16 protein-coding genes are annotated in these 13,886 nt (G+C 72.6%); 10 read left to right on the top strand and 6 right to left on the bottom strand.

The genetic code is table 11. The annotated features are described in order from the left end of the window. Positions 1-3 precede the first annotated feature (3 nt). Positions 4-543, bottom strand: a complete 540-nt coding sequence (locus tag ACFC1X_RS33275) for a GNAT family N-acetyltransferase (protein WP_376361062.1) — start codon at positions 541-543, stop codon at positions 4-6. 76 nt (positions 544-619) lie between these two features. Between ACFC1X_RS33275 and ACFC1X_RS33270 the strand changes: the two genes are divergently transcribed. Together ACFC1X_RS33270 and ACFC1X_RS33265 are read left to right on the top strand one after the other, a co-directional pair. After that, positions 620-1,012, top strand: coding sequence for a VOC family protein (locus ACFC1X_RS33270; protein WP_376361059.1), 393 nt, complete (start codon positions 620-622; stop codon positions 1,010-1,012). A 111-nt stretch (positions 1,013-1,123) separates the two neighbouring features. Beyond that, the gene (locus ACFC1X_RS33265; RefSeq protein WP_376361056.1) at positions 1,124-1,888 is read left to right on the top strand and encodes a VOC family protein; all 765 of its coding nucleotides are present in this window, start codon (positions 1,124-1,126) and stop codon (positions 1,886-1,888) included. Positions 1,889-1,952: 64 nt separating this feature from the next. Here ACFC1X_RS33265 and ACFC1X_RS33260 read toward each other — a convergent pair whose 3' ends face one another. Next, positions 1,953-2,510 (bottom strand): MarR family winged helix-turn-helix transcriptional regulator, encoded by a 558-nt coding sequence (locus tag ACFC1X_RS33260; protein ID WP_376361053.1) that lies wholly within the window; start codon positions 2,508-2,510, stop codon positions 1,953-1,955. Continuing rightward, positions 2,507-4,213 carry an FUSC family protein gene (locus tag ACFC1X_RS33255; protein ID WP_376361050.1) on the bottom strand — a complete coding sequence of 569 codons (1,707 nt, stop codon included), beginning with the start codon at positions 4,211-4,213 and terminating at the stop codon, positions 2,507-2,509. The genes ACFC1X_RS33260 and ACFC1X_RS33255 overlap by 4 nt, the downstream gene beginning before the upstream one ends. 210 nt (positions 4,214-4,423) lie before the next feature. Here ACFC1X_RS33255 and ACFC1X_RS33250 point away from each other — a divergent pair, with 210 nt between their 5' ends. The 5 genes from ACFC1X_RS33250 to ACFC1X_RS33230 all read left to right on the top strand — a co-directional run bounded on the left by ACFC1X_RS33250 (position 4,424) and on the right by ACFC1X_RS33230 (position 8,378). After that, on the top strand, positions 4,424-4,978 hold the full coding sequence (locus tag ACFC1X_RS33250; RefSeq protein WP_376361047.1) for a DUF5134 domain-containing protein: 555 nt from the start codon (positions 4,424-4,426) through the stop codon (positions 4,976-4,978). A gap of 148 nt (positions 4,979-5,126) precedes the next feature. Continuing rightward, the gene (locus ACFC1X_RS33245; RefSeq protein WP_125489584.1) at positions 5,127-6,062 is read left to right on the top strand and encodes a M56 family metallopeptidase; all 936 of its coding nucleotides are present in this window, start codon (positions 5,127-5,129) and stop codon (positions 6,060-6,062) included. A gap of 66 nt (positions 6,063-6,128) precedes the next feature. Beyond that, positions 6,129-6,800, top strand: a complete 672-nt coding sequence (locus ACFC1X_RS33240; RefSeq protein ID WP_376361043.1) for a phosphatase PAP2 family protein — start codon at positions 6,129-6,131, stop codon at positions 6,798-6,800. A gap of 40 nt (positions 6,801-6,840) precedes the next feature. Further along, positions 6,841-7,548 (top strand): HAD family hydrolase, encoded by a 708-nt coding sequence (locus tag ACFC1X_RS33235; protein WP_376361040.1) that lies wholly within the window; start codon positions 6,841-6,843, stop codon positions 7,546-7,548. Between the two features lie 146 nt (positions 7,549-7,694). After that, positions 7,695-8,378, top strand: a complete 684-nt coding sequence (locus ACFC1X_RS33230) for a TetR/AcrR family transcriptional regulator (protein WP_376361037.1) — start codon at positions 7,695-7,697, stop codon at positions 8,376-8,378. Here ACFC1X_RS33230 and ACFC1X_RS33225 read toward each other — a convergent pair. After that, entirely contained in the window at positions 8,366-9,868 is a 1,503-nt protein-coding gene (locus ACFC1X_RS33225; protein ID WP_376361035.1) for an LVIVD repeat-containing protein, read from the bottom strand. The two genes, ACFC1X_RS33230 and ACFC1X_RS33225, sit on opposite strands and share 13 nt — an antisense overlap. Before the next feature lie 208 nt (positions 9,869-10,076). On the opposite strand from ACFC1X_RS33225, the gene ACFC1X_RS33220 reads away from it, so the two are divergent. Further along, on the top strand, positions 10,077-10,730 hold the full coding sequence (locus tag ACFC1X_RS33220; protein WP_376361195.1) for a DUF305 domain-containing protein: 654 nt from the start codon (positions 10,077-10,079) through the stop codon (positions 10,728-10,730). A gap of 18 nt (positions 10,731-10,748) precedes the next feature. On the opposite strand, the gene ACFC1X_RS33215 is transcribed toward ACFC1X_RS33220, so the two are convergent. Continuing rightward, a complete protein-coding gene (locus tag ACFC1X_RS33215) occupies positions 10,749-11,204 on the bottom strand; it encodes a DUF6214 family protein (RefSeq protein WP_376361032.1) in 456 nt (151 codons plus the stop codon). A gap of 115 nt (positions 11,205-11,319) precedes the next feature. Continuing rightward, positions 11,320-11,682 (bottom strand): helix-turn-helix domain-containing protein, encoded by a 363-nt coding sequence (locus ACFC1X_RS33210; protein ID WP_376361030.1) that lies wholly within the window; start codon positions 11,680-11,682, stop codon positions 11,320-11,322. A 122-nt stretch (positions 11,683-11,804) separates the two neighbouring features. Between ACFC1X_RS33210 and ACFC1X_RS33205 the strand changes: the two genes are divergently transcribed. Both ACFC1X_RS33205 and ACFC1X_RS33200 read left to right on the top strand, forming a co-directional pair. After that, the gene (locus tag ACFC1X_RS33205; RefSeq protein WP_376361027.1) at positions 11,805-12,884 is read left to right on the top strand and encodes an NADH:flavin oxidoreductase/NADH oxidase; all 1,080 of its coding nucleotides are present in this window, start codon (positions 11,805-11,807) and stop codon (positions 12,882-12,884) included. 197 nt (positions 12,885-13,081) lie between these two features. Further along, positions 13,082-13,885 carry a pectate lyase gene (locus ACFC1X_RS33200; protein WP_376361024.1) on the top strand — a complete coding sequence of 268 codons (804 nt, stop codon included), beginning with the start codon at positions 13,082-13,084 and terminating at the stop codon, positions 13,883-13,885. Position 13,886 lies beyond the last annotated feature (1 nt).

Raw genomic sequence — 13,886 nt, 5'->3', positions numbered from 1 at the left:
GGCTCAGCCCAGCGGCTTGACCAGCAGCTCGAACTGCAGGTCGTCCCGCTGCGGAATACCGAAGCGCTCGTCGCCGTACGGGAAGGGAGTCATCTTTCCCGTACGGCGGTAGCCGCGGCGCTCGTACCAGGCGATGAGGTCCTCGCGGACGGAGATCACGGTCATGTGCATCTCCGTGACGCCCCACGCCTCGCGGGCCTGCCGCTCCGCCTCCGCGATGATCGTCCTGCCGAGGCCCTCGCCCTGGAGCGCGGGACTGACGGCGAACATGCCGAAGTACGCGTGCTCCCCGCGGTGCTCCAGCTGGCAGCAGGCCACGATCCGGCCGTCCCGCTCGACCGTCAGCAGCCGGCTGTCCGGCGACTTCACGACGTCCAGCACGCCCTGCGGGTCCGTGCGCTGCCCCTGGAGGATGTCCGCCTCGGTGGTCCACCCGATGCGGCTGGAGTCGCCCCGGTAGGCCGACTCTATGAGCGCCACGATCCCGTCCACGTCGGCGTCGGTGGCATCGCGGTAGATCAGTCGGCCGGCGGTGGTGTCCATGTGGGGCGTCTCCGGTTCTTCCTCGGGCGCGGCGGGGGCACCGATGAGGGTAACGCCGCCCGTAGGGTCGGGACGCATGGTGCATGTACTCAGCAGCCGGATCCTGCTCCGTCCCACCGACCCCGAACGCTCCCGCGCCTTCTACGGCGAACAGCTCGGCCTCGCCGTCCACCGGGAGTTCGGCACCGGTCCCGAACGGGGCACCGTCTACTTCCTCGGCGGCGGCTTCCTGGAGGTCTCCGGGCGCTCCGAGGCCCCGCTCTCCCCGGCCCTCCAGGTGTGGCTCCAGGTCGAGGACGCGGCGGCGGCCCACGACGAACTGCGCGCCAAGGGCGTCGAGATCGTGCGGCCGCCGGTCGAGGAGCCGTGGGGGCTGGTGGAGATGTGGATCGCGGATCCGGACGGCACCCGGATCGTGCTGGTGGAGGTGCCCGCGGAGCATCCGCTGCGTTACCGGCCGGGGATCTGAGGCGTCCGGGCCGCCGGGGGCGGTGCGTGCCGGATGGCCCCGGCACCGGGGCGGCCTTAGCGTGCTGGAAGGGGGCGGAGGGCCCGCGGCCCGGCGGAAGGAGGCCCCGCGATGAAGCTCCATGAACCGGTGACCGGCGGACCCTGCTGGGCGGAGCTGGGGACCGACGACCTGGCGGTGGCCGAGCGGTTCTACAGCGGGCTGTTCGGCTGGCGCCCCGAGACGGACCCGAGGCAGCGGGCGAGCGGCCACACGATCGCCCGGCTCGGCGGCGAGGCGGTCGCCGGGCTCACCCCCCTGTCGCGGCCGGAGCAGCCGGTCGCGTGGAACGTGGTGTTCGCCGTGCGCGACGCAGACACCGCCGTCCGGCAGGTGACGGCGGCTGGCGGCACGGTGCCGGAGGGGCCCACGGACGTCCTCGGCCACGGCCGCTTCGTGGTGGTTGTGGACCCCACCGGGGCGCTGTTCCAGCTGTGGCAGCCCGGCTCGTTCGCCGGTGCCGGACTGTTCAACGCGCACGGCTCGCTGGGCTGGGTGGAACTGCTGACCCGCGAGCCCGGCCTGGCCGCCGACTTCTACACCACGGTGTTCGGCTGGAGCGTCACCGCCTCGGAGTACTACCCGCAGTGGGGCATCGGCGGGGCGGACTTCGGCGGCATGGTGACGATGGACGACAAGTTCCCGCACGAGGTGCCGGCGCACTGGTTGCCCTACTTCGCCGTGACGGACGTGGACACGGCGGCGGCCGGCACGACCGACGGCGGCGGCACCGTGCTGATGGAGCCCGTCTCGCCGCCCGACGGACCGCGGATCGCGGTGCTGCGCGATCCCCGGGGCGCGATGTTCGGCGTGTACCGGGCGGGGGACGAGCGCTGAGCCTGCCGGGGCGGGGCGTGCGGCGGCCGCCGGGGCAGGCTCAGCCCGGCCGTCGGGGGCCGCTTCAGACCCGCAGCGCGTCCAGGCGGCCCTCCAGCTGGCCCAGCAGCCCGCCGAGAAGTGCCGCCAGCTCGCTCTGCCGGGGCTCGTCGACGCCCGACAGGACGGCGGCCTCGTAGGCGAGCTGTTCGGGCAGGATGCCGTCGACGAGTTCGCGTCCGCTGTCCGTGAGGCGGACGTGGGCGACGCGGCGGTCACGGGCGTCTCCGCGCCGCTCCACCAGACCGCGCTCGGTCAGCTGCTTGAGGCGCTTGGTGACGGCGGCACCGGAGGAGAAGGTCTCGCGGGCGAGGTCGCCCGGGGTCAGCTCGTGGCCGGTGCGGCGCAGCGCGCCGAGCAGGTCGAACTCGGCCCGGCTCAGGCCCGCCCGGCGCAGCGGTGCGTCCTCGGCCTGCTGGAGGAGGGCGGCGCAGCGGTTGATCCGGCCGATGATCTCCATCGGCCCGGTGTCGAGGTCCGGATGGACGGCCCGCCACTGCCGCACGACCGCGGCCACGGTGTCGCCGCCCGGTCCCCCTCTCCCGTCGCCCCCGGTCGCCGAGCCCCCGTCGGTTGCGGTCATGGCCGTACGTCCTCCGCTCTCGTACCCGTGTCCCGGTCCCGACGCGCTGCCCGGCGTCGCACCGCTGCGGCGAGCGTACGGTGTCCGGACTGCTCGGCGAGCACGACCCTCTCCTGCGGCAGTGCGCGTCCCCACCATTCGCCGGACGCCCCGTCCACGGTGGCCCGCAGGTCGGTCAGCGCGGCGGCCAGGGACCGGCGGGCGGCCTCCAGGGCGCCGGGCGCCGGCTCGGGCTCCGCCAGGACGCGGGCGGTGTGCTCCCGGGCCCGGTCGGCGGCCCGCAGCGCCCGCTCGACGCGGTTCCCGGCGCCGCGGTCGGTGACGGCGACGGCGGCCAGGAAGCCGACCATGGCGCCGACGAGGGTGTCCACCACCCGCTCGGTGATCAGAGAGCTCGGTTCCTGGTAGCCGGCGAACTCGGTGATGAGCAGCGCCATCGGGGTGACGCAGACGCTGCCGAGCCAGTAGTTGCGGGTGATGAGGGCCTCGGCGCCGAAGTTGAGGGCGAGGCAGAGCAGGACGAGGAGCGCCGGGCCGAGGTGGGCGAGCGGGGCTATGGCGGCGAAGAGCAGCACCCCGGCGAGGTTGCCGACCACGCGCTGCACGGCCCGGCTCCAGGTGAGGGTCAGGTTGGCCTGGTAGAGCGCGGCGGCGGTGACCAGCGCCCAGTAGGGGCGGCCGACGCCGAGGGCCAGGGAGGCGTAGCCGGCCAGCGCGCAGCCCAGGGCGGTGCGTACGGCGACCGGGGCCAGCGGGCCGAGGCGCTGCCACAGGAGGGCGGGGCGGGCGGCGAGTTCGGCGTCGACGCCGAGGAGTTCGTCGGTGACGGCCGGGCCGTCGTCGGTGCGGGGGACGCGGCCGGTGCCGCGCAGGGCGCGGGCCCAGGTGCGCAGCGGCTCGGGGTCGGTGTCGGCGGGGGCGGCCAGCGCCACCTCGGCGCGGACGACGAGGCGCTCGAGGGCGTGCCGGGTGGTGACACGGGCGCCGGTGGCCGGGACGGACAGCAGCGTCTGCCAGGCGTGCTGCACCGCGGCGTACCCGGCGGCACGGGCGGGGGCGTGGCCGTCGCCGGTGCCACGGGGGTCGGCGTGCGCGGCTTCGGCGTACGCGGCGGCGGCGTTCAGGGCTTGGGCGGTGGCCCGGCGTTCCGGGCCGTGCGGTCGGACCAGGACGGGTGCCATGCAGACCAGCCAGGCCCAGGCGCCGGCGGCGGCGCCCAGGGCCAGGTGGGCGGGGATCTGGCCGAGGGTGTGCGGGACGAAGAGGGCGGCGGAGCTGATGAAGGTCAGGACCACGTTGCCCGGCGGGCCGATGCGGGTGGCGTCGCACAGTGCCTTCTGTACGGCGGCCAGCAGGGCCCCGACGGTGACCAGGACGACGGCGTTCCGGGTGAGCGAGGCGGTGACCAGGGCGACGGCGACGCCGCCGAGCATGCCGAGCACCACCCACGCGAGGGCCCGGGCCCGGGCGGCGTAGGGGCGGTTGTGGGCGTAGAGCGCGCACAGGGACCCGGCCATCGTGTACATCGCCAGGTCGAGCCGGCCGAGCGCCAGCAGGAGCAGGTTGGGCGGGGCGACGGCGGCGACCGAACTCAGGGCGGGCTTGAACCAGATCTCGGAGGGCCGGCGCAGGCGCAGCACGCCGGCCAGGGACAGTCGTCGGCCCGGTGAGGTGCCGGGGATGGAGGGGGGCGCACTGCTCATGTGAATTATCTTAGCAGGTGTTTTACTCGTGAATAATCAGCCTCTGGTACCGACGGGGAGCGCCCGCGCCGCGCCATGCCGTGGCTCCGACCAGCGGCGATCCCCCGCGCTCCCCCGAATACCCCCTGCGTACTCCCTTGCGCTCGCGTGCGCGCCGCGTGGCCGGGGCAGGCCTTGACCGACCGTGGACCGCCGAACGGGGAGGTGCGTGTGCACGGACCGGCGTCGCCCGGATGGCTGCTGGTCGCGCTGTGCGCGGCGACCGGCGCGTACTGCCTGCTGCGGATGCGCAGCCACGAGGGGGAGCAGCGCCGCGCCGCGGGCGGCGAGGCCCTGATGGGGTTCGGCATGGCCGCCATGGCCGTGCCCGCGGCGGCGTTCACTCCACCGGCGTGGACCTGGGCCGGATACGTGGTGGTGTTCGGCGCCGCCGGGCTGCGCGCCCTGTGGGCGGCGGCGCGGTACGGGGGCCACCATCTGCACCACCTCGTCGGAGCCGCGGCCATGGTCTACATGGCGGTGGTGATGGCCGGTTCGCCCGCACACGCCCATGGGCACGGCGTGTCGGGCCCACCCGCGGCGACGGGTGCGCTGCTGCTCTACTTCACCGGATACGTCCTGCTGTCCGGCGTACGCCTGCTGCCGGTCGTCGCCGTCGCCGGGGGCGGCGGTCCGACGGCCGGGTGGGGGGACCGGCCGGAGCTGGCCCGGGCCTGCCGCCTCTCCATGGGCATCGCGATGCTGGCCATGCTGGCGGCCATGTGACCCGGCCGTGCGACGGGGCCGTGCCACCGGGCCGGGTGATCGCGTCGTCGGCCGGTCGTGCCCGGTGTTCGCCGCGCGCAATCGTTGCCTGCGTCACTTTGCGCCTCGGCCCGTACTGCGGGCGGCGCCGCGCTCATAGGCTGCCCCCATGATTCTCCCCGCGGCACTGCTGCTGCTCGGCGCCCTGACGGCCGTGCTCGCCCCGAGGCTGCTCGCCCGGGCCGACTGGCCGGACCGCGAACCGGTGGTCGCCCTGTGGGTGTGGCAGTGCGTGGTGGCGGCCGTGCTGGTGTGCTGCGCGCTGTCGATGACGTTCAGCGCGGCGGCGGCCTGGCACGCGGTGGGCGGGCCCGTCTTCGCGACGGCGCCGGGCCCGGTGGTCGAGGCCTACGCGCTCGGCACGTCCGGCCTCTGGGCGGACACGACCGCCCTCACCCTGGCCTGTGCCGGGTTGTGGAGCGCCACGATGCTCGTCAGGGAGGTCGTACGGGCCCGGTCCCGGCGTCGCGTGCGCCGTGCGGAACTCCTGCACCGCGCCCCGCTGTTGCCCGGCGAGGTGCCCGGGCCGGACCGGCTCGTCGTCCTGGAGGGTGAGCGGCCGGACGCCTGGTGGCTGCCCGGCACTCCCCCGCAACTGGTCGTCACCACCGCCGCGCTGAGCCGCCTCAAGGGCCGTCAGCTGGACGCGGTCCTCGCCCACGAGAAGGGGCACGCGCAGGCGCGGCACGACTGGCTGCTGCACTGCTCGGCCGCGCTGGCGGACGGCTTCCCGCAGGTTCCGGTCTTCGCCGCGTTCCGCGACGAGATGCACCGCCTGGTCGAACTCGCCGCGGACGACGTGGCGTCCCGCCGCTTCGGCCGCCTGACGACCGCGCTGGCGCTGGTCGAACTCAACGAGGACCGCGGCGTGTTCGGTCCGTGCCCGACCCCGCAGGCCCAGGTCCCGCAGCGGGTGCACCGGTTGCTCACCCCGCCCGACCGGCTCTCGGCGGCCCGGCGACTGCGGCTGACGGCGGCGGCCGCGCTGGTACCTGCGGTCCCGGTGCTGGTGGCGTTCGCGCCGGGGCTGCGGGCGCTGGGTTAACCCGCCGCGGGTCGCCCGTACCCGGGGAATTCGCCTCCGGGCCACTTGGTCGGCGAGTATCGCAGCATGCAGACGCCGCCGGTCGACTCCCCGCCCACTCCACCGCGCCCCCGCACGGCTCTCGGCCTCACCTGGACGCTGGCCGTGTGCTCGGCGCTGCTGCTCACGCTGGTGGCCGTCGAGTGGGGGCCGTTGATCCGCCTCGACGACGACATCGCCACCACGACGCACCGCTGGGCCGTCGACGAACCCGACGTCACGCAGGTCATGCGGGTCCTCACCGACTGGGTGTGGGACACGTGGACGATGCGACTCCTGTGCGCGGTGGTCGTGTTGTGGCTGTGGTTCCGGCGCGGGGACCGGTGGACGGCCGTCTGGCTGGGGGCCGCCTGCCTGCTGGGCAGCCTCCTCCAGCAGGCCCTGAAGGCCGCGGTGGACCGCCCCCGCCCGGTCTGGCCCGACCCCGTCGACTCCGCCCACTACGCGGCCTTCCCGTCCGGCCACGCCATGACGGCGACCTTTGTGTGCGGCCTCCTGGTCTGGCTGGTCCACTACTACGGCGCCTCCCCGGCCCTGCGCCGCGCCGCCTGGACCGTGGCGGCGATCTCCGTGGCGGGCGTCGGTGTGACCCGGGTATGGCTGGGCGTGCACTGGGCGACGGACGTGGCGGGCGGCTGGCTCCTGGGCGTCCTGGTCACGGCGCTCGCGGTCCTGGTGCACCAGCGCCGGCATCCCTGAGTCCGGCACCGGCCGCCGCCCCGCCTCGTAGGATCCGCCCATGACCGCCGTTCTGTTCGACTTCTCCGGGACCCTGTTCCGCATCGAATCGTCCGAGGACTGGCTGCGTGCCGTGCTCGAGGGTGCCGGGGTGCCCCTGTCCGGTCCGGAGCTGGCCGAGACGGCACGGGCGCTGGAGGCCGCGGGAGCGCTGCCCGGTGGCGCGCCGCCGGTGCGGGTGCCGGAGGAACTGGCCGGGGTGTGGGAGATCCGCGACCAGAGCTCCGAGCTGCACCGGAGCGCGTACACCGGGCTGTCCCGGCGGGTGCCGCTGCCGGACCCCGGGCTGCACGACGCGCTGTACGAGCGGCACATGACGCCGGGCGCCTGGCGTCCCTACCCGGACGCCGCCGAGGTGCTGGAGGCGCTGCGCGGGCAGGGCGTCGCCGTGGGCGTGGTCAGCAACATCGGCTGGGACCTGCGGCCCGTCTTCCGCGCACACGGCCTCGACCGGTACGTGGACACGTACGTCCTGTCCTACGAGCACGGCATCCGCAAGCCGGACCCCCGGCTGTTCGCCCTGGCCTGCGAGGCGCTCGGCGTCGAGCCGGGGCGGACCCTGATGGTGGGCGACGACCGGCGGGCGGACGGCGGCGCCGCGGCCCTCGGCTGCGGGGTGCACTTCGTGGATCATCTGCCGGTGACCGAGCGTCCGGCCGGGCTGCGGCCGGTGCTCGACCTGGTGCACGGAAACGGGTCGGGCACGTAGCCCGAGGCAACCAGCGGGGCGGGTGCGTCCGTCCCGGACGATCCCCCGTGTCGCCCGGGACGGACATGACCGGACCGGACCTCTGAAGGCCGGCCCGCCTGCGCCGAGTATAGTTGGCTGTCAGCCAGTCAACGCAGGAGTACAGCATGTCCCCGCGCAGCGCCTCGGTCAATGAAGAGTTGCGGCGGCGTTCGAAGGAGCGGCTCCTGCAGGCCGCCGTGGAGCTGGTGGGCGAGCACGGGTACGACGCGACCACGCTGGGCGCCATCGCCGACCGCGCGGGCTCGGCACGCGGCCTGGTCTCGTACTACTTCCCCGGCAAACGCCAACTGGTGCAGTCCGCCGTGCACCGGCTGATGCACCGCACGCTGGAGGAGGCCCTGGAGCGCGAACCCGGCACCGCCGACGGGGCCGAGCGGATGGCGCGGGCCATCGACGCGATCCTGGGCCTCGCCAGGGACCGGCCGGTGCTCATGCGCCAGCACATGGCGGGCCTGCTCCAGGCCGAGGTGGGTTTCGTACCGTGCCCCGAGCAGCGGAGGCTGGCGGAGCTCCTGCGGGACACCGTCGCCCGGCACGGCTCGCGGGACGTCGACCGCGACTACCCGATGCTGCGCGCGCTGCTGATGGGAGCCGTCTTCGCGGCCCTGGTGCCGGGCGTACCGATGCCCGTGCCGGTGCTGCGCGCCGAGTTGTTCAAGCGTTACCGGCTGGAGTGGGAGATGGGTGTCCCGCCGGACACCGAGGCGTCCGGCGGGACGACGTGCGACGCGGACCTGTCGCGGTTCTTCGCGACCGGCGGGCCCGACGACCAGGCTCAGTCGAAGTAGTCCGGCTGCGTCTGCGTGTTCAGCTCACGCAGGTGCACCCGCTTGGCCGGGTCGGTGCGCCGGTCGTTGAGCTTGAGGACGTCGAAGCCCTTGGCGATGTCGTTCGAGTAGATGTAGCCGTTGTAGTAGTACGCCGACCAGGAACCGCCCGTGGTGATGCCGTCCGTGGTCAGCGGTCCGCGCTCGAAGTAGGCGATCTCCTTGGGGCGCTTGGAGTCGGTGAACTCCCAGACGGAGATGCCGCCCTGGTACCAGGCCTGCACCATGATGTCGCGGCCCTTGACCGGGATCAGCGAGCCGTTGTGGGCGACGCAGTTCTCGGTGTCCGCCTGGTGGCGGGGGATCTTGAAGTAGCTGCGGAAGACCAGCTTGCGGTGGTCGCCCCGGCCGACGATGTCGTAGATGCCGTCGGCGCCCCGGTCCGGGCCGATCTCCGCGTTGCAGGTGGCCGCGCCGCCGCCGCCCAGCTCGTCCGTGAAGACGACCTTGTTGGCCTTCTGGTTGAAGGTCGCCGAGTGCCAGAACGCGAAGTTCACGTTGTCCTGGACCCGGTCGATGACCTTCGGGCGCTCGGGGTTCTTGATGGAGAACAGGATGCCGTCACCCATGCAGGCGCCCGCCGCGAGGTCCTTGGAGGGCAGCACGGTGATGTCGTGGCAGCCGGTGGTCTTGGAGACGCCCGGGTTGGTGGGCCCGCCCGGGTTGCCGCCGCCGTCGGGGCCCTCACCGGGGAACAGCACCGGGAAGTCCACGACCGCCGCCCGCTCGGGCGCCTTGCGCGGCACCTTGATGACGGAGATCCCGTCGTGCGGCGGCCGGCAGTCGGGGTACGAGGCGCTCGGCGAGTACGAGGAGACGTAGACGTAGACGTTCCTGCGCTCGGGCACCAGCGTGTGGGTGTGCGAGCCGCAGGCGGTCTCGACGGCGGCGACGTACTTCGGGTTCCGCTTGTCGCTGATGTCGAAGACCTTCATGCCCTCCCAGGAGGACTTCTCGGTCGCCGGCTGCGTGGTGCTGTTGCAACTGCTGTCGCTGCGCGAGGAGTCGGTCGACAGGAACAGCAGGTCCCCGGAGACGGAGATGTCGTTCTGCGAACCGGGACACAGCACCTGGGCGACGGTCTTCGGCTTCTTCGGGTTCTTGATGTCGAAGATGCGGAAGCCGTCGTAGTTGCCGGCGAAGGCGTACCGGCCCTGGAAGGCCAGGTCCGAATTGGTGCCCTGGAGTGCGTCCTTGGGGATGTTCGTCAGGTGCTCGATGTTGTCCGAGTGGACTATCTCGTCCTGGCCGGGTATCTCGCCGCTCTCTATCGCCTCGCGCACCTCGGCGCGCGCGCTCTTCGACACCTCCTTCGACGTGGCCGGGCTGTCCCCGGGGTCTGGGGTCGCCACGGCCGGGCCGGCGGTGAGCAGAGCGGAGAGCAGTCCGGCGGCGACCGCCGCGACTCCCAGGCGTCTGCGCCGCGTTCGCGGGTCGTTCAACAGGGTCACTGTTTCCTCCCTAGGTCCGTTCCCGTCGGAACGGTTCACGCACCACGCAGTATCGTCTTCGCCATGCTCATACCAACAGGGGGCAACAAACACGCAATGAAGTTTTTTGATCAGTGACGCGCGGAAGCGTGCTAGGACGGTCATCGCACCCACGAGGTGTTCCGCATTCCGCCTGCCACAGGAGGTTGTTGTGCCCTTTCGCTCCGCGATGTCCGGCGCGTCGCTTTTCACGGCCTCGCTGACCGCACTGGCCGTGCTCGGCCTGAGCGCCTGCGACTCGGGCTCGGACACCGGGTCGGCCGCCGGTACCGGACCCTCGGTGATCGCTCCCGGCCGGCCGGGTGAGGGCAACCGGACGCTGTCCGCCGAGGACGCCGAGAAGCAGCGGGCGGACGACGACTCCCCCAACTCGGCGGACGTCTCCTACGCGCGGATGATGATCCAGCACCACGCCCAGGCACTGAAGATGACCGAACTCGTGCCGAAGCAGGCCGAGTCGGGCCGGATCAAGAAGCTCGCCGAACGGATCTCCGCCGCGCAGGGCCCCGAGATCGAGGCGATGCGGGGCTGGCTGAAGAACCACGGCGAGGAAGAGAAGGACGAGAAGGGGACGGGCGGCGGGCACGAGCACGCCGGGATGCCCGGTATGGCGACGGAGGCCCAGCTGAAGAAGTTGCGCGCGGCGCGGGGGAGCGCCTTCGACCAGCTCTTCCTCACTCTGATGATCACCCATCACGAGGGCGCGATCACCATGGCCACGGACGTCAAGTCGCAGGGCAACAACGTGCAGGTCGAGGAGATGGCCGACGACGTGGTCGCCCAGCAGACGAGCGAGATCTCGCGGATGCGCGAGATGCTGTGACCCTCGACCGGCGGCGACTCAGCGGCGGGCGCGGCGCGGCGCCAGGTACCCCTCGTCGCGCGCCTGGCCGATCAGCCTGAGGGACTTGCGCCTGCTGTGCCCGGTCACGCGCATCACCGCGAGGACGGGGTCGGCCCCCTCCTCGCGGGCCTCCCGGTACTCCCGCGCGACGAGCAGGCGCTCCTCCCTGCCGCGCGGCCACGCGGGACGGCCCCGGCGCGACACGGCCGGTACCGCGCGGGCGGGCGCCGGCACACAGGCCGCGAAGAGCGGGTTCTCCAGCCACTCGGCGAGCACGGCGAGGTCGTCGAGGGACAGGGGCGGCTCGGCCCGCACGCCCTCGACCCGCACCTCCCGGCCGGACAGGACGGCGAGCACGTCCACCCGGGCGCCGTCGGCGAAATCCAGCCGGACATCGAACCAGGAGGCCGTGGCGCCGCCCTCCCGCACCACCCAGGCGTGCCGCACGGACATATCACCGTCGTCCGGACAGCGATCGGAAAGCCGAAGAGAACGATCAAAGAAGGCTGCTTCGAGCACATACGCAACGTAACCGAATGATCACATTCCATACGAATGAAACACGCGGTCAGCTGTCACCAGAGGTGGCGGCCTGGCGGGCGGCGGCGGACAGCAGGGCGTCGAGCAGCCCCGGGAACAGCGCGTCCAGGTCACCCCTGCGCAGGCCGTTCATCTTGGCCGTGCCCCGGTAGGTCTGCCGGACCACCCCGCTCTCGCGCAGCACCCGGAAGTGGTGCGTGGTGGTCGACTTGGTGACCGGCAGGTCGAAGTGCGAGCAGGAGAAGAGCGCGTCGCTGTCGGCGGCGAGATCCCGCACGATCCGCAGCCGCACCGGATCGGAGAGCGCGTGCAGCACTCCCTCCAGCCGGATCTCCCCGCGCGTGGGGTGCGGCAGCTCGCGGGCGCCTGCGGCGGTGGCGGCGGGGGTCACGGCGACTCCAGTTCGTCCGGGGGCTTCATTGTACGATGACCACCGTAGTTTGACACTCGCCGTACTACGAGACGTATCGTACGAGCTCTCCCGTCCCGCCACACCCCAGGGAGCAGCCCGCCATGAGTGCCCTCTTCCAGCCTCTGCACCTGCGTGCCACCACGATCCCGAACCGGGTCTGGATGCCGCCGATGTGCCAGTACTCCGCCGCGCCCCAGGGCCCGTTGGCGGGCGTCCCCGGCGACTGGCACTTCGCCCACTACGGCGCACGCGCGGCAGGCGGCACCGGTCTGATCGTCGTGGAGGCCACCGGCGTGTCGCCCGAGGGCCGCATATCCCCGCAGGATCTGGGGCTGTGGAACGACACGCAGGTCGAGGCGTTCCGCCGGATCACGGACTTCATGCGCTCCCAGGGCACCGTTCCCGCGGTCCAGCTGGCCCACGCGGGCCGCAAGGCGTCGACCGCGCAGCCCTGGAAGGGCGGGGCCCCGGTGGGGCCGGACGCGTACGGCTGGCAGCCGGCGGCCCCGAGCGCGCTCGCGTTCGACGAACGGCACCCGGTGCCGACCGAGCTGACGGTCCCGCAGATCCAGGAGGTGGTCGGCCGGTTCGCGGACGCCGCGCGCCGGGCCCTCGCCGCCGGCTTCGAGATCGTCGAGCTCCACGGCGCCCACGGCTACCTGATCCACGAGTTCCTGTCGCCGCACTCCAACCACCGCACCGACGCCTACGGCGGCTCGTACGAGAACCGCACCAGGTTCGCCCTGGAGGTCGTCGACGCCGTACGGGAGGTGTGGCCGGACGACAAGCCGCTGTTCTTCCGCGTCTCGGCGACCGACTGGCTGGACGAGGGCGGCTGGACGGGGGAGGACACCGTCCGGCTGGCCGGCGATCTCAAGGCGCACGGCGTCGACCTCCTCGACGTCTCCACCGGCGGCAACGTCCCGCGCGTGCGGATCCCGACCGGGCCCGGCTACCAGGTCCCGTTCGCCGCGCGCGTGAAGGCCGGGGCCGCGCTGCCGGTCGCCGCCGTCGGTCTGATCACCGAGGTGGAGCAGGCCGAGAAGATCCTGGCCAACGGTGAGGCGGACGCGGTACTGCTGGGTCGCGAGCTGCTGCGCAACCCGTCCTGGGCGCAGCACGCGGCGCGGGAGCTGGGCGCGGACGTCCGGATGCCGGACCAGTACGGCTGGGGCATGTGAGGCGGCGTTCCGCGCGAAGCGTTGACCAGAAAGCGCTTACCCTCTACGGTCCGTTCATCAGCATGACCGATGTGCACGCGGTGGGGCACCCAATGCCCCGCCGGCACCCCACCGCGTGCGCATTGGAAACGTGTTGATGCACATCGTTCACGTACATGTTCCGTTCCACCCCCACTCCCTATGGAAGGGATCAGAACATGACCGCTGCGACACGCCCCCACGCGCGACGGCGCGCGGCCGTCGGCGCACTGGCCGCGCTCGGCGTCTCGGTTGGCATGCTCATGACTACCGAGGCGACCTCGGCGCACGCCGCGACCTGGCCCACCCCCAACGGCAGCGAAGGCGTCTCCTCCACCATCTCGGTGTCCGGCACCAAGGACTACGGGATGAAGCGCCTGTACGGCACCGGCGACCTGGGCTCCGGCGGCCAGGACGAGGACCAGGGCCCGATCCTGAAGCTGGCGCCCGGCGCCGTCCTCAAGAACGTGATCATCGGCGCCCCCGCCGCGGACGGCGTCCACTGCGAGGGCGGCTGCACGCTGCAGAACGTCTGGTGGGAGGACGTCGGCGAGGACGCGGCGACCTTCCGGGGCTCCTCGTCGTCGAACGTCTACACCGTCTCCGGCGGCGGCGCCAAGGAAGCCAGTGACAAGGTGTTCCAGTTCAACGGCGCCGGGACCCTGAACGTCTCCAACTTCGCCGTGAAGAACTTCGGCACCTTCATCCGCTCCTGCGGCAACTGCTCGTCGCAGTACCAGCGGACGATCAACCTCAACACGATCGAGGTGAACTGGAAGGGCAGCCGGATCGCCGGCATCAACACCAACTACGGCGACAGCGCGACCCTGCGCAACATCACCATCGTCGGGGACAGCGGCAAGAAGATCGTCCCGTGCCAGAAGTACATCGGCAACGACGACGGCGACGAGCCGGACTCCAACGGCTCGGGCGCCGACGGCACGCACTGCAAGTACGCGTCCTCCGACATCACCTACAAGTGAC

Origin of the sequence: Streptomyces sp. NPDC056128 (assembly GCF_042263835.1) — a bacterium.
GTDB lineage: Bacteria > Actinomycetota > Actinomycetes > Streptomycetales > Streptomycetaceae > Streptomyces.
The sequence above is the reverse complement of the archived record's forward strand: the minus strand, read 5'-3'. Positions and strand labels throughout refer to the sequence as shown.